18 protein-coding genes and 1 pseudogene are annotated in these 21,865 nt (G+C 56.4%); 8 read left to right on the top strand and 11 right to left on the bottom strand.

The window, feature by feature from the left end:
• Positions 1–148 precede the first annotated feature (148 nt).
• On the bottom strand, positions 149–1,174 hold the full coding sequence (locus H4J77_RS15160) for an AraC family transcriptional regulator (protein WP_158611259.1): 1,026 nt from the start codon (positions 1,172–1,174) through the stop codon (positions 149–151).
• 113 nt (positions 1,175–1,287) lie between these two features.
• Between H4J77_RS15160 and H4J77_RS19980 the strand changes: the two are divergent.
• A pseudogene (locus H4J77_RS19980) lies at positions 1,288–2,049 on the top strand (4Fe-4S binding protein); the annotation flags it as partial.
• Positions 2,050–2,898: 849 nt separating this feature from the next.
• Complete coding sequence (locus H4J77_RS19975; RefSeq protein WP_372237886.1) at positions 2,899–5,094, top strand: molybdopterin oxidoreductase family protein; 2,196 nt, start codon at positions 2,899–2,901, stop codon at positions 5,092–5,094.
• Positions 5,095–5,254: 160 nt separating this feature from the next.
• Here the strand turns inward: H4J77_RS19975 and H4J77_RS15150 are convergent, their stop codons facing one another.
• The gene (locus H4J77_RS15150) at positions 5,255–5,992 is read right to left on the bottom strand and encodes a M48 family metalloprotease (protein WP_305955057.1); all 738 of its coding nucleotides are present in this window, start codon (positions 5,990–5,992) and stop codon (positions 5,255–5,257) included.
• Positions 5,993–6,261: 269 nt separating this feature from the next.
• Between H4J77_RS15150 and H4J77_RS15145 the strand changes: the two genes are divergently transcribed.
• Both H4J77_RS15145 and H4J77_RS15140 read left to right on the top strand, forming a co-directional pair.
• Entirely contained in the window at positions 6,262–6,456 is a 195-nt protein-coding gene (locus H4J77_RS15145; protein WP_123889483.1) for a hypothetical protein, read from the top strand.
• 93 nt (positions 6,457–6,549) lie between these two features.
• Positions 6,550–7,068 carry a cytochrome b gene (locus tag H4J77_RS15140; protein ID WP_158611260.1) on the top strand — a complete coding sequence of 173 codons (519 nt, stop codon included), beginning with the start codon at positions 6,550–6,552 and terminating at the stop codon, positions 7,066–7,068.
• A 75-nt stretch (positions 7,069–7,143) separates the two neighbouring features.
• Here the strand turns inward: H4J77_RS15140 and H4J77_RS15135 are convergent, their stop codons facing one another.
• The 6 genes from H4J77_RS15135 to H4J77_RS15110 all read right to left on the bottom strand — a co-directional run bounded on the left by H4J77_RS15135 (position 7,144) and on the right by H4J77_RS15110 (position 14,012).
• Positions 7,144–7,890, bottom strand: coding sequence for a class I SAM-dependent methyltransferase (locus H4J77_RS15135; RefSeq protein WP_123889536.1), 747 nt, complete (start codon positions 7,888–7,890; stop codon positions 7,144–7,146).
• Positions 7,891–8,011: 121 nt separating this feature from the next.
• The gene (locus tag H4J77_RS15130; protein WP_123889485.1) at positions 8,012–9,238 is read right to left on the bottom strand and encodes a dicarboxylate/amino acid:cation symporter; all 1,227 of its coding nucleotides are present in this window, start codon (positions 9,236–9,238) and stop codon (positions 8,012–8,014) included.
• A gap of 171 nt (positions 9,239–9,409) precedes the next feature.
• On the bottom strand, positions 9,410–9,943 hold the full coding sequence (locus H4J77_RS15125) for a CIA30 family protein (RefSeq protein WP_123889486.1): 534 nt from the start codon (positions 9,941–9,943) through the stop codon (positions 9,410–9,412).
• Between the two features lie 114 nt (positions 9,944–10,057).
• Entirely contained in the window at positions 10,058–10,801 is a 744-nt protein-coding gene (locus H4J77_RS15120; protein ID WP_259364879.1) for an ABC transporter substrate-binding protein, read from the bottom strand.
• Between the two features lie 232 nt (positions 10,802–11,033).
• On the bottom strand, positions 11,034–11,762 hold the full coding sequence (locus tag H4J77_RS15115) for an SDR family NAD(P)-dependent oxidoreductase (RefSeq protein ID WP_123889488.1): 729 nt from the start codon (positions 11,760–11,762) through the stop codon (positions 11,034–11,036).
• A 45-nt stretch (positions 11,763–11,807) separates the two neighbouring features.
• The gene (locus H4J77_RS15110; protein ID WP_123889489.1) at positions 11,808–14,012 is read right to left on the bottom strand and encodes an OsmC domain/YcaO domain-containing protein; all 2,205 of its coding nucleotides are present in this window, start codon (positions 14,010–14,012) and stop codon (positions 11,808–11,810) included.
• A gap of 275 nt (positions 14,013–14,287) precedes the next feature.
• Here H4J77_RS15110 and H4J77_RS15105 point away from each other — a divergent pair, with 275 nt between their 5' ends.
• The gene (locus H4J77_RS15105; protein WP_235869699.1) at positions 14,288–15,493 is read left to right on the top strand and encodes a GAF domain-containing sensor histidine kinase; all 1,206 of its coding nucleotides are present in this window, start codon (positions 14,288–14,290) and stop codon (positions 15,491–15,493) included.
• 33 nt (positions 15,494–15,526) lie between these two features.
• Here the strand turns inward: H4J77_RS15105 and H4J77_RS15100 are convergent, their stop codons facing one another.
• Both H4J77_RS15100 and H4J77_RS15095 read right to left on the bottom strand, forming a co-directional pair.
• Positions 15,527–16,789 carry a J domain-containing protein gene (locus H4J77_RS15100; protein ID WP_158611261.1) on the bottom strand — a complete coding sequence of 421 codons (1,263 nt, stop codon included), beginning with the start codon at positions 16,787–16,789 and terminating at the stop codon, positions 15,527–15,529.
• On the bottom strand, positions 16,786–18,486 hold the full coding sequence (locus H4J77_RS15095; protein ID WP_123889491.1) for an Hsp70 family protein: 1,701 nt from the start codon (positions 18,484–18,486) through the stop codon (positions 16,786–16,788). Before H4J77_RS15095 ends, H4J77_RS15100 begins: the two co-directional genes overlap by 4 nt.
• A 176-nt stretch (positions 18,487–18,662) precedes the next feature.
• On the opposite strand from H4J77_RS15095, the gene H4J77_RS15090 reads away from it, so the two are divergent.
• The 3 genes from H4J77_RS15090 (at position 18,663) to H4J77_RS15080 (ending at position 21,006) form a co-directional block, all read left to right on the top strand.
• Positions 18,663–19,061: a hypothetical protein gene (locus H4J77_RS15090; protein ID WP_182249242.1), complete on the top strand. Its 399-nt coding sequence runs from the start codon at positions 18,663–18,665 to the stop codon at positions 19,059–19,061.
• Positions 19,062–19,281: 220 nt separating this feature from the next.
• The gene (locus H4J77_RS15085; RefSeq protein WP_123889493.1) at positions 19,282–20,430 is read left to right on the top strand and encodes a hypothetical protein; all 1,149 of its coding nucleotides are present in this window, start codon (positions 19,282–19,284) and stop codon (positions 20,428–20,430) included.
• Positions 20,431–20,439: 9 nt separating this feature from the next.
• Positions 20,440–21,006 (top strand): LemA family protein, encoded by a 567-nt coding sequence (locus H4J77_RS15080; protein WP_123889494.1) that lies wholly within the window; start codon positions 20,440–20,442, stop codon positions 21,004–21,006.
• Positions 21,007–21,101: 95 nt separating this feature from the next.
• Here H4J77_RS15080 and H4J77_RS15075 read toward each other — a convergent pair whose 3' ends face one another.
• On the bottom strand, positions 21,102–21,728 hold the full coding sequence (locus tag H4J77_RS15075) for a hypothetical protein (protein WP_123889495.1): 627 nt from the start codon (positions 21,726–21,728) through the stop codon (positions 21,102–21,104).
• Between the last annotated feature and the right edge of the window lie 137 nt (positions 21,729–21,865).

The following is a 21,865-nucleotide window of genomic DNA, read 5'->3' as shown; positions in this document are numbered from 1 at the left end:
AGCATTGGCGCTACTCCAGCGCGCGGAACTATGCGGGGCTAGAGGGGCTGATCGAGATTGATCGCTGGGACTGAGTGGACGCGGAGCGTCTCAGGCTGCATTCCCACGCGGAGCGTGGGAACGATCAACGAACAACTGGCCTGCCCGACTATCTGACGGCACTCCCCGCCTTCCGCTCCAAATGACTCCGATACTCCCCCGGCGTCATCCCGGTCCAGCTGCGAAAGGCACGGATAAAGGAGCTTTGTTCAGAGTAGCCGAGCAAGAGTGCGACATCGGTTTGCGCCAGTGCCGGGTCGGCCAGGTATTGTCTGGCGAGGGTGTGCCGCGTGTGCGCCAGCAAGCCGCGATAGCTGTAGCCCGCGCTGCGCAGCTGTCGATAAAAGGTGCGTACGGAGCAACCCAGGGCGGCGGCGACGGCTACGGCGCTGACGTCGCCATTTTTCATCGACTCCAGGATCTGTTCCTGCACCCGATGAAAAGACGCACCTGCTTCGGCATCGTCCATCTGCGGTAGCTGGTTGAGTAACGCCTGCGCTTGCTGTTCGAGCAGGCGCAACAGATAAGGGTCTTTGCCGGAAATCGGTAGCGCCAGCAGGTGCGCGGGAATGGTTAGCTCGATGGCGCTGCAGTCAAAATCGACCGGGCAGCCGAGCAACGCCTGATACATGCCCACATCCTGCGGTTTCGGGAATGGTAAACCGGCGCGAAGCGGTGTTATTGCTCGGCCAATCAGCGCTTGGCACAAACTGACAAAGACCGCGAGACTGAACTCACTGGCCAACGGGGTGTTGGCTACGGACTGGGTCCAGCGCATGCGCAAGGCACCCTCCTTCAACTCGGCACGTGATACCAGACCATGCTGCAGCAAACGCTGGTAGCGGTGATAGCGCGCCAGCGCCTGCCCCAGAGTGCCACAGTAAGACACCATATAGCCGACTACGCCAAAGTAGCCGGGTTTTGCCGCCAGGCCCAACCTGACGCCCAGCGCGCTGACTGGTTCTTGCTCCCAGACGGCGGCCAATAACTCACAGAATTTTTGCGCAGGAACGCTGGGCGATTCCAGGCACTGACTCATCTCCTCCTGGAGCGCGGCAGCCGGCAGCGCGCGCTCGGCGACATAGTCCTGCAGCGTATGGATGAATCCTGAGGGAAGGTAGTCTGGCTTGCTCATAAAGGCACTATCGGGACGCTGGCACAAAATGTCAATCAGGCAATTACTGCCAATACGCACACACAAGCCCAGACATACCATAAGGGCTTTGCAATCTATGTGCGGAGTAGATAATGGCTTACGTAGTCACCCAAAGCTGTATTGGCAACAAACACACTAGTTGCGTCGATGTGTGCCCAGTAGAGGCTTTCCGTGAGGCGCCGGAAATGCTGTTTATTGATCCGGACGTTTGTATTGACTGCAACGCCTGCGTCTCCGCCTGCCCTGAGGGCGCGATCTTTCCGCGCAGCATGGTCCCCGACGACCAACAGAATTTTATCACCCTCAATGCCGAGGGCGCGAAAACCCACCCGGTGATCCGCCAGAGCCTGCAAACCGGCCAACAATCGGCCAGCCCGCTCGCCAATGTGTCGAGCCGCTTTGCGATTATCGGCTCAGGCCCTAGCGGCTTTTATGCCGCCGAAGCACTGATGAAGCAGTTGCCTGGCGCCCAGGTGGACATGTTTGAGCGTTTGCCCACGCCATTCGGCCTGGTGCGTTATGGCGTGGCGCCGGATCACCCGCGTATCAAGTCTGTCACTAGTAGCTTTGAGCGCATCGCCGAGAGTGAGCGCTTCCGCTTTTTTGGCAACGTGCAGATCGGTCGCGACCTGAGCAGCGCCGAGTTGCGCCAGCATTACCACGGCGTGATCTACGCCACCGGCGGTTCACAGAGCCGCCCGCTTAACCTGCCCGGCGCCGACAGCGGCAACATCTTTGGTTCATCTAATTTTGTCGGCTGGTACAACGGGCACCCGGATGAAGCCGATTTGGCGCCCGACCTGTCGGGCACAACCGCCGTGATCATCGGTATCGGCAACGTCGCGCTCGATATCGCCCGTCTGTTAGTACTGCCCCATGCGCAATTGAGCAAGACCGATATCGCCGACCACGCCCTGCAGGCACTGGCCAATAGCGGCGTGGACGAAGTCTGCCTGCTGGCCCGCCGTGGTCCCGCGCAAGCCGCCTTTACGCCAAAAGAGCTGGAACAGCTGATGGCCATCCCCGGCCTGCAACTGCGGGTAGATGCCGCTGATCTTGAACTGGACGACGCAACCGCGCGCCAGCTAGAGCAGCCCGAATTTGCCGAGGCGCGCCAGAACCTCAGCCTGCTGCGCGAGATTGCTGCGCGCCCCTTGAGCGCAGGCAAGCGCATTCGCTTTATGTTTTATACCAGCCCCGCCGCCTTCACCGCCGCCGGCGGACAGGTCACCGAGGTAGAGGTGCAGCGCAACGAACTGGTACGCGATGAGCAAGGTGCGCTGGTGGCACGCCCTGCGGATCAAAGCTCACGTCTGACTGCCAGCCTGGTGGTCCATGCGATCGGCTACCAGGGCTCGGCCATTGACGAGCTGCCCTTCGATTTGGGCCGTGGCGTGATGCAGCATGAGCAAGGCCGCATTCAGGGCCATGCCGACAGCCGCGATTACGTGGCTGGCTGGATCAAGCGCGGTGCCAGTGGCGTGATTGGCAGCAACCGCCAGTGCGCCACTGAGAGTGTGCAGCGCTTGCTCGCCGACCTGGGCAATAGCCTGCCCGAGCGCGGCGGCGATATCAGCGAACTGTTGTCTGCACGCGACGTACAGAGCGTCAGCATGGCGGACTGGCAGTTGCTTGATCAACATGAGCAAACCCGTGGCCGTATTGAAGGCCGGGTGAGAAGCAAGGTCGTCAAGATTGCCGATATGCTCAGCGTTATCCGCGATGCCCGCGCCCACGAAGAAGAACAAACTCGCCTACCGGTGAAAACTCACCACCGCGCCTGCACCCTATGTGAAGCCATGTGCGGTGTGGTGATCGAAACCCAGGGCGAGCAGATTCTGTCGATCAAGGGCGACAAGGACGACCCGCACAGCGAAGGCCATATCTGCCCCAAAGGCTACGCCCTGCAAGATCTGCACAACGATCCGGATCGCTTGCGTACGCCGCTGGAAAAGGTCAACGGCGAATGGCTGCCGATTGACTGGGACAGCGCGCTCGACAAGGTCGCAGCCAAGCTGGTGGATATCCAGCGCCGCCACGGTGACGATTCGATTGCCGGTTACTGGGGCAATCCCTCATCGCATAACCTGGGGTTGATGATGGCCTCAGGCACGCTGCGCAAGGCGATTGGCACACGCAATATCTCGTCCGCCGCCTCCCTCGACCAGATGCCCCACCAGTTGGTCTCTTACCTGATGTTTGGCCATAGCCAGCTATTTACCATTCCGGACATCGACCGCACGCAATACATGCTGATGCTGGGCGCCAACCCGGCGGCGTCTAACGGCAGCCTGATGACCGCTGGCGACATTCTCAAGCGACTGGAGCGTATTCGTGAGCGCGGCGGCAAGGTGGTACTGATTGATCCACGCCGCACAGAATCGGCGCGCTATGTCGACCAGCACCTGTTTATCCGCCCCGGTACCGACGCCTTCTTTTTGCTCGGCCTGATTCGTCACGTGCTCGACCAGGGGCTGACCAAGCCAGGCCGCCTGCGTGACCTAGCCGACGACTGGACGGCGCTCGAGCCGCTGTTCGACGGCGTATCACTGGAGCAAGTCAGCGCACGCTGCGGTATTGCGGTAGCAGACATCAAGCGCATTGCCGAAGACTTTGCCGCCGCCGAATGCGCTGTGTGTTACGGCCGCATGGGCGTTTCCACGCAAAGCTACGGCGCACTCAACCATTGGCTGATGCTGGTACTCAATATCCTGACCGGCAATCTCGACCGCCCCGGCGGCATGATGTTTACTACCCCGGCCTTTAATAAGGCACAGAGCCGGCCCATGGGCAGCTTCAATACTTACCAAAGCCGAGCGCGTGGGCTGCCGGAGTTTGATAGTTACTTCCCTGCGGTGACCATCGCCGAAGAAATGCTCACGCCCGGTGAGGGCCAGGTGCGCGGTTTTGTCTGTGTGGCCGGCAACCCGGTGCTGTCGACGCCCAACGGGCGGCAGATGGACGAGGCGCTGGACCAACTGGAGTTCATGGTCTCCATCGACTTCTACCTGAACGAAACCTCACGCCACGCCGACATCATTCTGCCACCCACTGGGCCGCTGGAGCACGAGCAATATGACATCGTGTTCAACATGCTGGCGGTGCGTAACCTGGCGCGCTTCAGCGACCCGGTATTTGCAGCACCGGAAGGCACGCGCTGCGACTGGGATATCGTGCAGGGGCTGACCGCGCGCATCATGGCACTGAAAAACCCGGATGCCGAGCCTGCGCGCAAAATGCCCTCGCCTGAACAGATTCTTGATCATGGCTTGAAAACCGGCCCCTATGCCGAAGGCTTCCATGAGTACAACAGCGGCGAGCCAGTGAAGTATGACGAGCCGCTAAGCCTGGACGTACTCAAACGCTACCCGCACGGTCTGGACCTAGGGCCTATGCGCGAATCCTTCCCCGGCTACCTGTTTACCGCCGATAAAAATCTGCATCTCACGCCGCCGGAACTGGTCGCCGATCTGAGCCGCGCCATGGCTGAGCTGCGTGGCGCCGAGCAAGGCGAGCTGATGCTGATTGGCCGTCGCGATCTGCGTACCAACAACTCCTGGATGCACAACAGCGAGCGACTGGTCAAAGGCAAGGACCGCTGCGCCCTGCTCGTCCACCCCAGCGATGCCGAGCGTCTGGGGCTGGCAAGCGGTAAACAGGCGCGCATCATGTCACGCACCGGAGAACTGCTGGTCAGCGTGCAGGTGAGTGAAGACATCATGCCCGGCGTGGTGTGCCTGCCACACGGCTGGGGCCATGATCGTGAGGGTGTGAGTCTGCGCGTTGCCCAGAGCAAGCCCGGCATCAACGTTAACGACATTACCGATGATCAGGTCGTCGATGTGCTATCCGGCAATGCTGTGCTCAATGGCATTCCGGTGTCGGTAGTCGCGGCGTGAGTCGTTCCAGCTAGTAGCGCAGCATCACGCAGTAACGGTTTCGAGCCGAGTAGACAGAAGCCTGATGTGTGAGTGATTGAGGGGAAACCAAAAAAAGGCCAGTGCTAATCGCACTGGCCTTTTTTTAATTCAAGTGAGTGTTAGTGGGAACTCAACTCACTTACTTCTTTTTCTCGGCAATCATTGCCCGCAGATGGGCGGCACGATCTTCAGAAGCGGGGTGGCTATCAAACATGCTGCTGCTACCGCTATTCATGGCTGCAAGCTTATCAAACGCACTCACCAGGCCGTCTGTGTCCAGGCCACGGTCTACCAGCAAATTCAGCGAGAATTCGTCTGCAGCGCTTTCCTGCGACTGTGAGAACTGTGCACCAATCAGCGCTTCAGTCATTGCGCCTAGCTTAGACTGGGCCGCAGCGGATACGGCTGCGTTGCTGGAAAGCGCGGCGGCATTGCGGCCCACAGACGTTGCGGCGGCGACCTGCATGGCGCGCTTGGTATGTCCCAACGCGACGTGACCCATTTCGTGGCCCAGCACACCGGTTACCTCTTCGTTATCCATCAAGTCCATGAGACCCGAGTAAACGCGGATGCAACCATTTGCCATTGCCCATGCATTGACGTCATCGGCCATATACACCTTGTAATTGACCGGCGTACCGGCGATCTCATTACCCAGTGAGCTGGCGATGGAATTCAACCGGCGCGTGTATTCACTATTGCTGGGGGCGATCTCGGCGCGAGCATCCATCTCTTGGCATGCATCGTTGCTCATCGCGATCACTTCTGCGTCGCTGAGCGTCGCTGCTTTCAATCCAGTCATGCCTGCTTGCAGAGCATTGCCGTCGAGGTTGCTGCAGCCAGTGACCAAAGCGCTGAGAGAGAGAGTGAGAAAAATACCAGTGAGTTTCACGATACATGTCCTTTGCGGTGAGGATTGAAGTAGTTAAAAGACGCCCTTCAGCGGCGCGCGCAGATACTACCGGCAAGCGCCATCACTTTAAAAGCCATCACCCGTGCTGTATCGAATCCGAGACTCGTAAACCTCGACCATTGCGCAAAAATGGCTGAATGGCGGAAGAAGTAGTTGAATCCAGGACACATTCCTAGGGCCAATTCTTGGTGAAGTCCCAACGGCACCTGGCGACGCAGGAGCCATCAAAACTGATGCTTGTACCTGAGTTGATCATCCCACCCGAAGCGGCCCATAAAGGCAGCCAATTGATTCGCGCTTTTACCAACCAGCAACAGGCCAATCATCTGGCTGCAATGACCATTCAGAGCCGTGACCTTGCCATTGGGCTATTGCTGACCAGAGCGGGTTATCGCTTGCAAGCGCATCGATTTATGCCTGAGCAGTGAATACAATGATAAATACTATCAATTGCATTACTGAAAGGCGCTTAACGCATTTCAATAATGCAAAGGCATCATTTTTTCGGGAAGTCGGTCTGGATGGAAACGCACACACCCAAGTACGACGCAACCGCCCGGCTGCTTCACTGGATTTCTGCGGCGGTGATTTTGTGGGCCACTCTGACCGGATTTTCTACTCTGCTACTAGCCAATGACAGCGCCCTCAAACATGTCATTGCCGACTTTAATGTGTCGCTGACGACGCTTTTTATTCCGGTTTTTCTGTGTCGAGTAATCTACCGTCTGCGCACGCCCTCGCCTTCTTATAACAACCAGCTCAGCACCAAAGAGGCAGGCATTGCCAAAGTAGCGCATTGCGTTATGTACATCCTGGTAACCCTGGTGCTGCTGAGCGGCGTGTTGATGATGACGAAAGACATTGAGCTATTTCACCTGATTGCCATACCTCAGATGGTGCACAACGACTTTGCACTAGCCTTGCTGAAAAAGTTGCATACCCTGGCTACAGTCCTGCTGGGTATCGGCATTATTTTGCATTTGGCGGCCGTGGTAAAACACGAGTTGGCCGGCAAAACCATGCTGCGGCGGATAGTCTAACCACCCGCTTGATTTATTGGTCATTAAGCCTATAACGCAGAGCGGGCATCCACCATAGCCGAGAAAAAACCGCAGTTAGCAAAGCTTCACACAAGCAAAAAGCGCATTGCCGGATACCCGATCCCAGGGCAGGATTCTGTCGTAATCATGCTCCAATACCTGCACATCAAAATACGGCGCAAGCAGGGCGAGTAATTCGTCAAAGCGCACCGCAACCATGGGGTGTGAGTCGTTCCATACCTGCCTTTCACCCGCCGTATTTTTTTCAATACGCAGTTTTAGCGCCTGCTGCGAACCAGTGCCAGCGTAATGCCAACCCGAGCTAAAGCTGAATAGCGAATCCGCGTGTTTAACGTTGTGCGAGACCCAAGAGCCGTTGTCGATATGCTGCCTGTCCACCGCGTTAAAGCAGAAGAGCCCGCCATCGACCAGTGCCGAATGCACGCTGGCGATACAGGCGTTCAAGCGCTCGATACTGGCGCTGTAATGGATGGAGTAGAGAAAGCAGGTAATCAGATCGAACGGCTGACTCGCGGAGAAACCGCACATATCCTGCAGCGAAAACTGCGCTTCAGGGCATCTGGTCAGCGCCCGGTCCAGCATGGGTTGGTTGATGTCGAGCCCGCTGCTTTGAAATCCGGCATCAAGAAAGTGCCGGATGTGCGGCCCGGTCCCACAGGCCAGATCAAGATGCCTTTTGCCACCATTGCCAAGCAGTTGCTGCAGCCGCTGAACGCAACTGCTTTGCGCGCTGTAGTCGATATCAGCGCACATGAGATCGTAGTAGCCCGAAAGGTCGGTGTAGATGGCGTTACTGGGCATGGTGACCTGAGATATGAGGTTGCGCATTGGGGGCGCGCATCATATATCGGGCACACACAAATTAACCATATCTAAACACCGGTTTTCAGCGGCCGACAAATTGCGTTAGCGCCACTGCGGCCTATTCGCTAGCGTCATCTTTTTCACTGCGCCCTATGATAGCCGCGCCCACCAGATCACCGGTTACATTCAGAGCCGTTGCGCCCATGCCCACCAGCGCATCTATGGCCGCAAGCAAGGCAACGGTTTCGATCGGCAGGCCCACTTGGGCAAAGACAGTCGCAATCATCACAATACCCGCACCGGGCACGCCTGCCGTGCCTATGGTTGCCAGGGTGCCAACAATCACAATTTGCATCATCTGCATCAAATCCAACGGCATACCAATCACGTTAGCCGCGAAAACGGCAGAGATGGCGATTCGGATCGCTGCACCATCCATATTGATGGTTGCGCCCAATGGCAGAATGAAGCTCGAGACCCGGTCAGACAGCCCCATGCGGCTTGCCGCATTCATGGTAATAGGCAAGGTGCCAGAGCTGCTCTGCGTAGCAAAAGCGGTAACCACGGGGGTTCTGGCATGACGGATAAAATTACCCAGCTTCACGCCCGATACCAGCATGGCCAACACATACAAGCCTGCATGCACAAAGAGCGCGATATACAACACCAAAACCATGCCCGCGAGGGAGGTAATGGTATCGGCGCCCTGCTTTGCAACGGTGCCAGCGACGATCGCGAAGATGCCAATAGGCAGGTAATGCAGCACGCCGCGCATGATCATCATGGTGGCTGCGTTGAGTCCATCAACTACCGTCAGCACCTGTTTGGCAGCATCACCATAAACCGGGGAATCCCGCAGTTTCAGCAGTGCAATCCCAAAGGTCACAGCAATAAATATGATGCCGAGCATATTCATATCAACAAAGGCCGCAAACAAATTGTCAGGCACAATGCTGAGTATGACCTGAACGATACTGGCCTCACTTTTCACCTCGACCACAGCCTGGCTATCAATCTGCATGCCCGTGCCTGGCGCCAGCACGGACGCCACGGCAATACCGACGATCATCGCAATGGCGGTGGTCAGCAGGTACCACAGGATAGTTTTTCTACCCAGACGTCCCATCCCGCCGACATCTCCCTGATTAATTCCCACGATCAGGGTAAACAGAACAATGGGCGCGATCAGAAACTGCAGCAAACGTAATAGCAGCTCACCCAAGGGCGCAAACCCGTCTACGACAGACTGCGTCGCAAACAGGCCAACGCCCAGCCCCAATATCAAGGCGATGGTAATCCGGATTATCAGAGAGGATTCTGTATACTTCTTGAACAACGCTTGCATAGCTTCTTCTCTGAGTTAAATAGGGAGCAGCAGTGCGCCGGGCCTGGTGGTGCTGGCGTCGCCTTCGGGCACTGTGCTGCGCAGTATAAGAACTCGCCTACCTTTCACAACCTCATGCACTGCAAAAGTGACAATTGCGCTTCGTGATAGCAGTCTAGCGAAAGCGCATGGTCAACGGTAAAAGCCGAACCGCCGCACGCACACATCTACGTCGAACGCCTCACCAATGGCAATCACCGCTACGCTGCGCATCGTTGCAGGGTCGAACTCAGCGTCAGTACGGTGCGCGCTCAACTCTGTATAGGGCACAACGAAGCGCGTCCATTGTGGCGCTATCGGCAAGGTACAGCGGAAAGACTGCCAGGGTTTGTCCAGCTGAGTGGTTTTTACATTGAGGTTATAATCGTGCGCCGGGCCGCATAACTCTATGAACAGGCCTGCATATTCAGCGAGAGGCTCGCCTGGCTCGATCTCGAGCTTCATCTGCAAAAAGCCGCCATTATTCTCCAGGCTGGTTCGACCCGTCAGGCAGGTGCATGCCGAACCAACACGGCAGTCCTGCCGTATTCCCCCGGAAGACTCACCACCCATGACCTGATCGCTGATCGCCATCCAAGGCGAGCGGTCATTGGCACGCGCCTGATAGATATCGACTAGTTGCTCGGCCTGTACAGCAGGACCATGCGTTCGCAACGTTTCTTTCATAGGCCTTTGGTATTCCTGTTGACTGATGATGCGGTCTCAGCAGCGGGAACGCGAATCCAGCATCACTGATTAGCATGCGAAAATTGGACTTGGCAGGATTGCACAAGTTTGGCTTTAGAGCGTCACGTAGCGCTGTACGATACGCGCATAACTGCCATCTTCAACCAGCCGTCTCAGCACATTGATATAAGCCTCAACAAAAACCGGATCGTTTGAGACCTTACTAAAAGCGACTTCTGCCGCAGCGCTGGATACCACAATACCGGTGGCCTTTATCTGTTCGCTGAGGCCCAGCTGTTGCAGCTCATAGGCCCCCGTATACTCGTCAGCAATCACGCCGTCGATGCGCCTTCGGTACAACATACTCCATAGATTGGTCCTATTGGTCACCATCGAAACCTGAGCAGCAAAAGTCGGATCACTCATTAACTGATGATAGTCGGGTCCATAGTGAACATTAATCTGAGCTCCCAGACGAAACGAGGTGTTCTTCAGCTCAAGTAGTCGAGAAATAGGCCAACTCGCCAACGCCTCCTGGTGCATAAACAGAATGTTGCGTGCCGCAGGAAATACCGGCCCCGAAAAATAAGCGTAGGCCTGACGCTGCGGCCGACGAAAGGCACTCGGAAGAATATCCAGTCGGCCAGCCTCGAGTTCCCTGAGCGCACGCGCCCAGGGAAGTTTGCGCAGATTGGCCTGACAATTAAGCTCCGCCAGCACGAGAAGGCTGAATTCCACATCAATGCCCACCACCCTACCGTCAATACTTTGCATGCTAAACGGCGGGTCATCATCCCAGCGCAAGGTTTTCTCGCAGGCGACAGCGTTCAGGCTTTGCGAGCAAGCCAGGATCAACATTACTAACAATAAACGGCGGCCGGGGTTTGAAGACTGGCGTGCCGCAGTAACAGCGAAGGACACCATTGGCGCAGTGCTCGATAAGCGGTTTAAAGAGTTTAGTAGGCCTGGTGGAAAACACCATGAGTGTCAAACGACGCGCCAACGTGAGCCTCTAGACAGCAGCACGCCGCGCTTATCCGCCAACCCATACACCGCATCCATATGACACGCTCTATCATGCAGCCTAGCTCTACCAACTGAGCGTATTACCCTCAAAATCGACAAAACGCTGCTCACTCAATCCCAGTGCCCCTTCCAGTACAGCGACCATCCCGGTGGCGCTTTGCTCAACCGTCACAGGTGCATAGCTGCCGCCCATGTCTGATTGAACCCAGCCGGGATGCAGATTAAGCACACCAACACCGGCGGGTAGGGCCTGCTTGACGGCAAACCCACGTGAAAGACTATTGAGCGCTGCTTTACTAGCGCGGTAAAGCTCAAGCCCTTCGCCGTCATTGAGCGACACGCTGCCCATCCTGGAGCTAACAAAGCCGATGACACCGCCGTGCTTGATTGCCGGAAGAAGCGCTCGCGCAAGGCGCAAGGGAGCCATAGCGTTGATGTCAAACAACTCAGTGATTTCGGCGTCAGTTGCCTGTTCAACGCGCTGGTGGTCTGGGCCAAGAATGCCCGCGGAGATCACCAGAAGATCCAGGGTCTTGTCGGGCATCAAGGCGGCAAGCGCAGATACTTGCTCGGGTAGTTTCATATCCAGTGCGGCGATGGCAAGACGGTCCCCGTAGTGGTGCCCGACCTCACTCAAGGCATACGGCACGCACGAAACATCTCGCACCGTAGCCGTAACCTGCCATCCCCGCGCGAGCAATACGCTTACAAAACCCAACCCAATGCCGCGCGATGCGCCAATGACCAACGCTCGGCGGCCCGGCGCTTTTTCAATCGTTTGGTTGCTCGGCATAGTGCCTCCTCACAGTGATGTGACCAGGGTTAATCCGGGTTGCGATCAACTATTCAAACCTGCTGCCTTGGCACGCGCAGCATGCAGCTTCTGGTAACTCTCAATCAGACGCTGATGCCGGTCGAGGCCTTCGAGCTTGGTGCTGGTAGGCGTGAGGCCGTAAAAGCGGACGCTGCCATCGACCGAGCCGAGCGCGGCGTCCATCCGCTGTTCACCAAACATGCGGCGGAAGTTGACCACAAACTCTTCCAGCTCCAACTCATCATCCAGCACCACTTCCAGCACCACATTAACTGCCTGATAAAACAAACCGCGCTCGACCGTGTTGTCGTTGAACTGCAGGAAGGTCTCAACCAGTTCTTTCGCTTCGTCATATTGCTGCAGAGCCAGATAGATCAGCAGTTTGAGCTCCAGAATCGTCAACTGCCCCCAGGCCGTATTGTCATCAAACTCAATGCCGATCAGGGTGGTGATATCGGTGTAATCGTCAAGCTCGCTTTCTTCCAGACGCTCGACCAGCGCTTGCAGTTCATCCTCATCAAGACTATGCAGGTTAAGAATGTCTTCGCGGAAAAACAGCGCCTTGTTGGTGTTATCCCAGATCAGATCGTCGACCGGGTAAATCTCCGAGTATCCCGGCACCAGGATGCGGCAAGCGGTTGCGCCCAGGTCGTCATACACCGCCATGTAGACTTCTTTGCCGAGGTCTTCAAGGATGCCGAACAGGGTTGCCGCCTCATCACTGTTTGAGCTCTCACCCGCCCCGGAAAAGTCCCATTCGACAAAGTCGTAATCGGACTTGGCGCTGAAGAAGCGCCAGGAAACAACGCCGCTGGAGTCGATAAAGTGCTCCACAAAGTTATTCGGCTCAGTCACCGCATGGCTTTCAAAGGTGGGCGCGGGCAGGTCATTCAAGCCTTCAAAACTGCGGCCCTGCAGCAACTCGGTCAGGCTGCGCTCCAACGCCACCTCAAAGCTTGGATGCGCGCCGAAAGAGGCAAACACACCGCCAGTGCGCGGATTCATCAGAGTGACGCACATCACCGGAAACTCGCCACCCAGCGAGGCGTCCTTCACCAGCACCGGGAAGCCCTGCTCTTCCAGACCCTGAATACCGGCAACAATACCGGGATACTTGGCCAACACCTCCTGCGGTACATCGGGTAGCGCCAGCTCGCCTTCGAGAATCTCGCGCTTAACTGCGCGCTCAAAAATCTCGGACAGGCACTGCACCTGTGCCTCGGCCAGCGTGTTACCGGCACTCATGCCGTTACTCAGATACAGGTTTTCTATCAGGTTGGAGGGGAAGTACACCTGCTCGCCGTCGGACTGACGCACATAGGGCAGTGAGCAAATACCGCGCTCTATGTTGCCGGAGTTGGTGTCATACAGGTGCGAGCCACGCAACTCACCCTCAGGGTTGTAGATAGCCAGGCAGTACTCATCAAGAATCTCAGCAGGCAGCGCGTCTTTGCGGCCCGGCTTGAACCAGCGTTCGTTGGGATAATGCACAAAGGGCGCGTTGGCGATGTCTTCGCCCCAGAACTGATCGTTGTAGAAGAAGTTGCAGTTCAGCCGCTCGATGAATTCGCCCAGTGCTGAAGCCAGCGCGCCCTCTTTGGTTGCGCCCTTGCCGTTGGTGAAGCACATAGGTGACTGCGCATCACGAATGTGTAGCGACCACACGTTGGGAACAATATTGCGCCAGGAGGCGATCTCAATCTTCATGCCCAGGTCCGCAAGAATGCCCGACATATTGGCAATGGTCTGCTCCAGCGGCAGATCCTTACCCAGAATGCAGGTGCCCTCGGCCGACGCAGCTGGCAGCATCAGCAAGGCTTGGGCGTCGGCGTCCAGACTCTCCACCTCTTCAATAACAAAATCCGGACCGGTCTGTACGGCCTTTTTGACCGTGCAACGGTCGATAGAGCGCAAAATACCCTGGCGGTCTTTGTCTGAAATATCGGCCGGTAACTCGACCTGAATCTTGAACGTCTGCTTGTAGCGGTTTTCCGGGTCAACAATGTTGTTCTGCGACAGCCGAATGTTGTCGGTAGGAATATTGCGTGTATCGCAGTACAGCTTCACAAAATAAGCCGCACACAGCGCCGATGAGGCCAGAAAATAGTCAAACGGACCAGGCGCCGAGCCGTCACCCTTGTAACGGATAGGCTGGTCAGCAACCACCGTGAAGTCATCAAATTTGGCTTCGAGCCGAAGGTTGTCGAGAAAGTTGACCTTGATTTCCATGTGCGATTACCAGAGTTGCGAGCAAGACGAATTGGCCGCCATTATCCGGCTTTTCAGCGCAAAGTCATGTACTCACCATGACGGGGCAATGGCGCAGCGTAGCAGGCGCTTGCTCATGACGGGCCATAAGTAGACGCCTATCGTTTAGGCCAAAGCAATGATGCCCTGCGGGCAAGGTAAAACGCGGTCTGAGTAATTGGGCCGATAGCTACTTTTGATGGGAAAAGCAGGCAGTAGCGCCTAAAATGGTCCGCTCATTTTTTTGGCCTTTGCTGATGACCGACTTGCCTGCTGTTCACTACGACATTACCAAAATCGCGAAAATCGATGCCGTCCCCTTGATCCTGAAAATGATCAAGCAAATCACCGGCATGCGTTTCGCCGCGGTTGCCAGAGTAACCGAGGCCAAATGGGTTGCCTGCGCTGTCGACGACTCGATCGATTTCGGTCTGCAAACGGGCGGCGAGCTGGTCGTTGGCGACACCATCTGCGACGAGATACGGGTCCATCACCAGCCGGTCGTATTCCAGCACGCCAGCGAAGATCCTGTTTATGTCGATCATCACACCCGAAAACTGTTCGAGCTGGAAAGCTACATCTCGATTCCCATTATCAGGGCCAACGGCGAGTTCTTCGGGACGATCTGCGCAATCGATCGCGTGCCTGCGCACTTTGACGAAAGCACGGTAGTGACCAAACTTGAGCTCTTTGCTCAGTTGATTGCGGTTCAGCTGGATATGCAGGAAGCCCAAGAGAAAATAGAGGCGGCGCTGATCAAGGAGACGGAAACCGGTCGCTTACGCGAGCAGTTTATTGCCGTTTTGGGTCACGATCTGCGTTCACCGCTAACGGCTATAGGAATGAGTGCCGAGTTACTGGAAAGCAAACTGACAGTCGAACGTGATCGCGGCCTGGCAACATCGATCAAACAAAGCTCAAAACGCATGAGCACGCTGATTGAAGACGTGCTGGATTTCTCCAAAGCGCGCCTCGGCAGCGGCATTCCGGTCAAGCGAATGGTGACCAACCAGCTAACCTCAGCGATCAACGACGTTGTCGATGAAATCGCGTTATCTAACCCAAATACCGCTATAAACCGCCATATACAGATACCAGAAGAGGTCTTCTGTGATACCGGCAGAATGGGCCAGCTACTATCCAACTTACTGGTTAATGCGGTCACCCATGGCGCGCAGGATTCGCCCATTGGGGTGTCTGCGGTCATGGATAACAACGAGGTCGTGCTCTGCGTTACCAACCAGGGAAAACAGATTCCGCCAGAGCTGATATCCCTATTGTTTCACCCTTTTACCCGGTCTGAGGCGCAGAGCAGCGGTGAAGGCCTGGGATTGGGCTTGTACATCGCCGCTCAGATTGTCGCCGGTCACGAGGGCACGCTTGATGTCCAGTCCACGGCAGAAGCCGGCACTTGCTTCGTCGCCCGCTTCCCCAACAACCGCCGTGCAGCAAACGAAGCCTGAAAAGACGCACCGGCATGGATGCCAGAGCTCGGTTCAGGCGAACATCGAATAAAGCATCAGCCCCCAACAACAGATCACCACATATGCCAGATTAGGATGTATGCAACGGATAAAGTTACGTGCCTGAGTTGCTAAGCTGGCGTGATAGCCACCGCGAAACAAATCCGCCAGGGCCACCTCGTATAGATCGACAAATTTACTTTGCGGATTACGTGCGTCCAGCGGGCGCTGCTGACCAAGCATGGCAAACACCAGAAAGGTCATGGGCACGGCAATGCCCACCACAAAGGCAACCATGATATTGATACCAGAGTCCCCCAGGCGCTTCACATAAGAGCAGATAAAGCCATAAATCAGCACCAGCACCGCCACGATCAATACCTTGCCATGCATCACGCTGGGTAACAGCGCGTCAGTCAAACGCAGAATACTTGCCGTGATGCCGATCATGGCAGCGAGAGCCAACAGGAACTCGCCACGGGTAATACGCCCTTTCAGGTTAAACAGGGTTTTTCCCAGCCAGGCCCAGCAAATTTGCTGTGGCGGCGCATTCAGGCTTTCCTCGGCGGCTACCAACAGCAAGCTCAGGCGCTCAAGAAGCTCTCTTTCCACGCCCCAGTTCAGGCTCTGATCGGTGCTCCATTGGAAGCGCTCATCAAGACGCACCAGTATTGCGGCAGGGACTGCGGCGCGCTCCTGGTCGCCAAGGTTGTCCAGCAACGCGCTCAATAACTCACGCCCCACGACCAGCCGCACCTCAAGATTATTCAGATCAGGCGCCAGCAGCAGTGCATCCCACGCTGCCGCATCTGCGCGGCGCTGCGGGTCGTTAACCAGTTGAGTAAAGTCGTTGCCCAACTGGTCCAAGCGCTGCTGCGCACGTGCGCCCTCTTCCCGCACAGCCTGCTCGCGCTGCCGGTGCAACTCCTGGATACGCTCACGCTCGTCTGCCAACGCCTGGCGTGCGGCTTGCTGCTCAGCTGCTTTTTTTGCCAAGGCCTCTGGCGACATAACCGGCTCAGGGGCAGCGGGCTGGTCCGGCGGAGAAACAGACTCGGGCGGAGGAACAGGCTGGCGCTGCCAATTTGGCTCCGGCGCTGACACATCGGCATCAGCCATGCGGCGCGGCGCTGTTTTAGGCGCACTCGCCAGCGCCTGCTCATAAGCTTCGCGCAACGCCATGAAGTCTTCGGGGTGGTCTTCCGGATGAACCTCTTTAAGCAACCGAGAGTAGGCGCGTTTGATGGTTCTCTGGTCGCTGCCGAGCTCAACGCCCAGCGTCTGCCAATAGCTCACCAATGCCCCCGCTGATCCTTGATTTCACCAAGACGCACTTCAAGCTCGTCGCGCACGGCGTCACAGCGCTGCACATCCTGCGAGTCCATCGCGGCTTCAAAAAGTTGAATCAACTCCTCGATGTAGTCGCGCTCCTCGCCCAGCGCTTCGGCCCACATACGCTCGGCCTCGCCCAGCAAGGCAATATTGGCGCTGTGCTCGCGCGGATGAAACTTCAGCCTCTCCATTTCCTTGAGCAGCAGTGCCAGTTCGGCCTCATCCAGCTCGGTCGTGGTGTTCTGAATAACCAGGTGTGAGCGCGCGCCATTACTGACTACCTCAGCCTGTACTTCCAATACCCCGTTGATGTCGTAGGTAAAGCGCACATCCACGGCTTCCGCACTGGCCTTGTTGCGCGGTACCGAGACCTGCAACTCACCAATCTCGATATTGTGACGCACCAGCCGCTGTTCGCCCTGATAAACCATCAATTTGACCATATCCTGATTGTCGCTGACGGTATAAAAGCGATCTACCCGGCTTACCGGTACCACGGTATTGCGCGGAATGATCACGTGATAAAAGCCAGCCTGGTGGCCTTTATTCAAGTCTCTGGCGGTTTCAATCCCCAGCGAAAACGGACAGACATCGGTAAGCACCGTATCGCGCAGGCTCTGGTTACGCTGTTTCAACGCCGCCTGAATAGCCGCACCCATGGCGACCACCAGATCAGGATCAATGGTGGTCGAGGGGATGCGACCAAACAAACGGCCAACAAAGTTGCGCACCAGCGGCATGCGCGAGGCGCCGCCTACCAGAATCACCTCATCAAAGTCGTCGCGGCCCATGCCGGAATCACGCACCGCACGCTCAATCGGATCACGAATGCGCTGCAGCAAAGCATCACAACAGTTACCGAAATCATCACGGGTAAAGCAGATTTCCTGTACGGCGCCGCCGATACTCGCGCTCAGCTGCACCTCATGCTGCTCTGCCAAGGCCTTTTTCGCTTCATCACACAGGCGATACAGATGGGCGCGCTCCTCGCGGGTCAGCGACTGACGCTCACGCCCCAACTTCTCACAGACGGCGCCGACCATGGCAAAGGTAAAATCTTCGCCGCCCAGAAAGCTGTCACCACTGGTGGCGTGTACTTCCAGCAGGTCTTCAAACTTTTCCAGAATCGAGACGTCGAGAGTCCCCCCGCCGAGATCGACCACGATAAAACGGCGCTCTTCTTCTGTCTCTTGGATGCCGTAGGCCAATGACGCCGCCGTGGGCTCGTTGATCAGGCGTTCAACCTTGAGATCCGCCAGGCGCGCCGCATTCAAGGTGGCGGTGCGCTGGTTGTTATTGAAGTACGCCGGCACGCTGATGATGGCCTCATCCACCGGCTCGCCCAGATAACTCTCGGCGTCGGCCTTGAGCTGCTTGAGTACCAGCGCAGACAGCTCTTCCGCAGAATAACTGCGTTTGCCGAGGTTAAGTTTTTCCGCCGAGCCCATCAGGCGCTTGAACTGGGACGCCGTAAGCTCAGGATGGGTAACCAGGCGATCCTTGGCTGCCTTGCCCACCAGCACCATGCCCTGCTCGTCCACGCTGACCACCGAAGGTGTTAGCCGATCGCCAAGCGCGTTGGGAATAATCACGCTGTTGCCGTCCTGCCAGACGCTTACCAGGCTATTGGTGGTACCAAGATCAATGCCGACTACGGCCATAAAGCGTCCTTTTTAGCGGGTTATCCTCTGCGGACAAAATTATACACGCGCCCCGTTACAGGACCAGCGACCGCCGTCTCAGCTTGAAAACTTGGCTCTTGGTATACCCGTAAGCAGATTGCGCCCAAGCGCGAAACATCGCAGGATAAGCACAACATCCACCCAGCCCGGCCGCCATGACGTCTACCGCCTTACGCCAAGCTTGCCCACCCGGTACCTGCGACTGCGATCGTGATGCCTTGCTTGATTCCCCTGACGCGGACGCACGCATACTGCGTTTAACCTTGCATGAAGAGCAGCGTCTACTCGCGCGACTGGAAAGCATCAGCACACTCTCCGAGCTGGAGCACCTGCAGCAGCGCATGCACGAGCAGTTGGGCATCCGTCTGATGATTGGCCCGGGCTTGAAAGAGGTACGCAGCCTGCGCGGCATCGGTATGCAGTTTGAGCCGCAACGCGGCCTCTGCCGCAAAACCCGAAAATCGATCCCGGCGGCGATACGGCGAAGCCTGCAGGCACACCCAGAAATCGTGTTTGATCTCCTCAACAGTCAGGATTTGTTGCGCGATGCCTAAACGCAGCCAGTAGTAGCGGTGCAAGAGAGACGAAAAAACACAAACCTCGTACCAGACATAAAGGACTGAAGGTTGCTGCACAACTGCGCCTGCAAGCCGTTATAGAGAACCTGATCACAACGCCCTATCCCCGGTTTGACTTGCAGATTCCCGAGTGTTGAACTCCGCGCTCAGGAGCGAGCACCTCGCTTATAATGCATGGCGTTCGGAAGTCGCAGGGATGAATATCACAACGCGGTTCGCCGTTTGGCTACACGAGTTTAAAGCTCGCATACAGCCCAACACCCGGCTGTTCAAACTGATAAGAAAAGCAGAATATCGCCTGGGTACAGCGTTAAGCCTTGAAGACATTCGCTCGATCGTCGAACTATTCCGTGAGCTAGAATCACCGATCACCTTCCGCTACTTGACGGTATTTTTGAGCGTCGGCTTGGCGAGCATCGTCTGGATAATCCTGATTGCAGTCAATATGGCCGATGCCCACGGGTGGGTGGGCCAAAAGCTGCCTAGCCCGTACTTTGTTCTGCAAGACGCCATATTAGTGTGCGTTACCGTTAGTGCGGCGTCGGTTGTGTTCCGGCTTCGCTCGCACCGAAGAGCGTTCGACGCGTTGTCGTCAGATTTACATAGACGATATGCCTATCTCTTGCACGGCATAAAAACCGCCCCCGTCAAAGATGACCTAGCAGGGCTGGCCAAACACTTCGCTGAGTTTCGCCGGGGCGACACCGGTCGCGTACTGTCAAACAAGGTTGTGGGTAGTTATCAAGGGGACACACATAAACTGTCATTCACCTACTACCGATTTCGCTATGTAAAGTGTACGAGCGACGGCGAGAACACGAGCAAACAAGAGTATGAGCGCTTTGCGCTAATCAACGAATTTCCGCCGGTGGGTAACGTGCTCATCAGGGGAGATCATCGCGCTCAGCCCAAGGTCATCGTGATTACCCTGTTCGGCGATGATAGTGGCATCGAGCGCGAGCCAAAGAAACAAGTGCCTGAGCGCTACACCAGCAGCTCCTCAGCCTTCAATAAACGTTTCAACATATTCGGCAGCACCAAGATCGCCTGCGCGCGATTGTTAAAGCCCATCACCACACTAACCTTGCTGGAAAAAACCGCCTCGCTTGAACGGCTAAATATGCAGTTCGCCGACGAACGCTTGTGCATGAGTTTTGACAACAAAGACATGCTCCATTTCACCACCTACACCACACTGCACAACCCCGAAGCGATGCTGGAGGAAATGCAGGGCGGGATAGATAATTACCGCATACCGCTGCTTGAGCACTATCTGAAACTGAACCACAGGTTAGCGTGCCAGCACGACGATAACTTCTCCCTACCATCAGACAAACCGGCATAACGAGGCCCTATGACAACCACATTATTTATCCTAATTCTGCTGATAATCCTTGGCATCACCACCATCGGCGTCTACAACCGCATCATCGCTACAGCTAACGCGGCTCAGCGCGCCTGGGCAGACGTGTTGGCGTACGAACGGCAGAAGACAAAAACACTGGAGGCGCTGACGGAACAGGCAGACGCCTTTAAAGAGCATGAGCATCACCTGATGACCGAACTGACCCAGTTGCGCGAGTCGATAGCAGCGCTTCCGGAGTCGCCCAACGGCGGCACATTAAAGCCGGTCGAAACGATGTCGCAACAGGTTGTTGACCGCGTCAAGCTCGCCGTGGAGGCTTATCCCGAGCTGAGATCGTCTAACGTAGTGACGGGATTTATGCGGGAAATCAGTGAACAACAAGCCAATGTCGGTGCGGCGATCAACGTCTTCAACAGCGAAGTTGAGCGTTTCAACAACAGCATTCAGTTTTTTCTGGCCGCGCAGGTTAACAACCTGATGCTGCACAAAGAACGCATAGTGCCGTTCAGTGATAGCGAAGCGGCAAGCGGCTTTGAGTACCAGCCCAACTTCTGAGTTACCACCGGGGAGAAGCCTACACGCTAGTGAACAGCCGACCTGTATTGCTCGAAGGTTAGCACCAAAGGCACACCCATGGTCACAGCAACAGCCTACCGACTGTGCAAACCTTCTGCTCCGTTAATAGCGATATCGGTACCGATCACCAGCACCAGCGGAACAGAAAAAATCACCAGCATCCCGTCCGCCATAACCGCTAGCGGTGTGACCAGCGTGCGCAGTGCCACCACGTGAGGGCCGAGGCTTTCACTGACCTTGATTCGGTAATCCCGATTCAGCGCCTGCTGGCGCAACGACTCATCCGCTCGTACGCCATTAGCGGCATAGCGTGTGCCGGTAATCTGACCATCAAACACCAGGGTTTGATCGTCCGCCCGATAACCAGCAGCCAACGCGGCCTCGCGCTCAGCAGCGTTTGCGTCGCTAATCTGCAGACGATAATGCCCTGAAACACGTTGCGCGGAGCTGACGCTGAACTGGTCAAAGCTCGCGCTCACCTTGGTACGAAACCCGGCACTAAAGGTCTCGCGTAAAACCGCCGGCAAGGGAAACACATAATGATGTTTGGGAGTCAGCACCACCATCCATTGCTGATCCGCCGACAACATAACGGCATCCAGCGTTTCGGTGTAGTCGCGGCTTTCATAGAGCTTGCTGGTAACACAGCCGCCAGCAAACAATAACGCGGCGATGAGCGCCGCTCGGTAAAACCTGTTCATTTAGCCTCCTGCCAACATATCGCAAAGCCATCCTGCTTTGCCCCTCAGGCGGTATACCTGAAAACACCAGCAACCGCTTTTTCTTTCCCTCGCGATTGTCTACTCGCTCTCACTTGGGCGGGCTAAAACCCGGTTTA

This window comes from Pseudomonas sp. 5Ae-yellow (assembly GCF_014077575.1).
GTDB classification, from domain to species: domain Bacteria; phylum Pseudomonadota; class Gammaproteobacteria; order Pseudomonadales; family Pseudomonadaceae; genus Halopseudomonas; species Halopseudomonas neustonica.
This window is presented reverse-complemented; position numbering and strand designations above follow the sequence as displayed.

What these genes read in the sequence shown, in the direction of transcription:
- H4J77_RS15160 (WP_158611259.1), bottom strand. Translation starts at nt 1,174, where the DNA reads ATGAGCAAGCCAGACTACCTTCCCTCAGGATTCATCCATACGCTGCAG.
- H4J77_RS19975 (WP_372237886.1), top strand. Translation starts at nt 2,899, where the DNA reads ATGCTCAGCGTTATCCGCGATGCCCGCGCCCACGAAGAAGAACAAACT.
- H4J77_RS15145 (WP_123889483.1), top strand. Translation starts at nt 6,262, where the DNA reads ATGCTTGTACCTGAGTTGATCATCCCACCCGAAGCGGCCCATAAAGGC.
- H4J77_RS15140 (WP_158611260.1), top strand. Translation starts at nt 6,550, where the DNA reads ATGGAAACGCACACACCCAAGTACGACGCAACCGCCCGGCTGCTTCAC.
- H4J77_RS15135 (WP_123889536.1), bottom strand. Translation starts at nt 7,890, where the DNA reads ATGCCCAGTAACGCCATCTACACCGACCTTTCGGGCTACTACGATCTC.
- H4J77_RS15130 (WP_123889485.1), bottom strand. Translation starts at nt 9,238, where the DNA reads ATGCAAGCGTTGTTCAAGAAGTATACAGAATCCTCTCTGATAATCCGG.
- H4J77_RS15125 (WP_123889486.1), bottom strand. Translation starts at nt 9,943, where the DNA reads ATGAAAGAAACGTTGCGAACGCATGGTCCTGCTGTACAGGCCGAGCAA.
- H4J77_RS15120 (WP_259364879.1), bottom strand. Translation starts at nt 10,801, where the DNA reads ATGTTGATCCTGGCTTGCTCGCAAAGCCTGAACGCTGTCGCCTGCGAG.
- H4J77_RS15115 (WP_123889488.1), bottom strand. Translation starts at nt 11,762, where the DNA reads ATGCCGAGCAACCAAACGATTGAAAAAGCGCCGGGCCGCCGAGCGTTG.
- H4J77_RS15110 (WP_123889489.1), bottom strand. Translation starts at nt 14,012, where the DNA reads ATGGAAATCAAGGTCAACTTTCTCGACAACCTTCGGCTCGAAGCCAAA.
- H4J77_RS15105 (WP_235869699.1), top strand. Translation starts at nt 14,288, where the DNA reads ATGACCGACTTGCCTGCTGTTCACTACGACATTACCAAAATCGCGAAA.
- H4J77_RS15095 (WP_123889491.1), bottom strand. Translation starts at nt 18,486, where the DNA reads ATGGCCGTAGTCGGCATTGATCTTGGTACCACCAATAGCCTGGTAAGC.
- H4J77_RS15090 (WP_182249242.1), top strand. Translation starts at nt 18,663, where the DNA reads ATGACGTCTACCGCCTTACGCCAAGCTTGCCCACCCGGTACCTGCGAC.
- H4J77_RS15085 (WP_123889493.1), top strand. Translation starts at nt 19,282, where the DNA reads ATGAATATCACAACGCGGTTCGCCGTTTGGCTACACGAGTTTAAAGCT.
- H4J77_RS15080 (WP_123889494.1), top strand. Translation starts at nt 20,440, where the DNA reads ATGACAACCACATTATTTATCCTAATTCTGCTGATAATCCTTGGCATC.
- H4J77_RS15075 (WP_123889495.1), bottom strand. Translation starts at nt 21,728, where the DNA reads ATGAACAGGTTTTACCGAGCGGCGCTCATCGCCGCGTTATTGTTTGCT.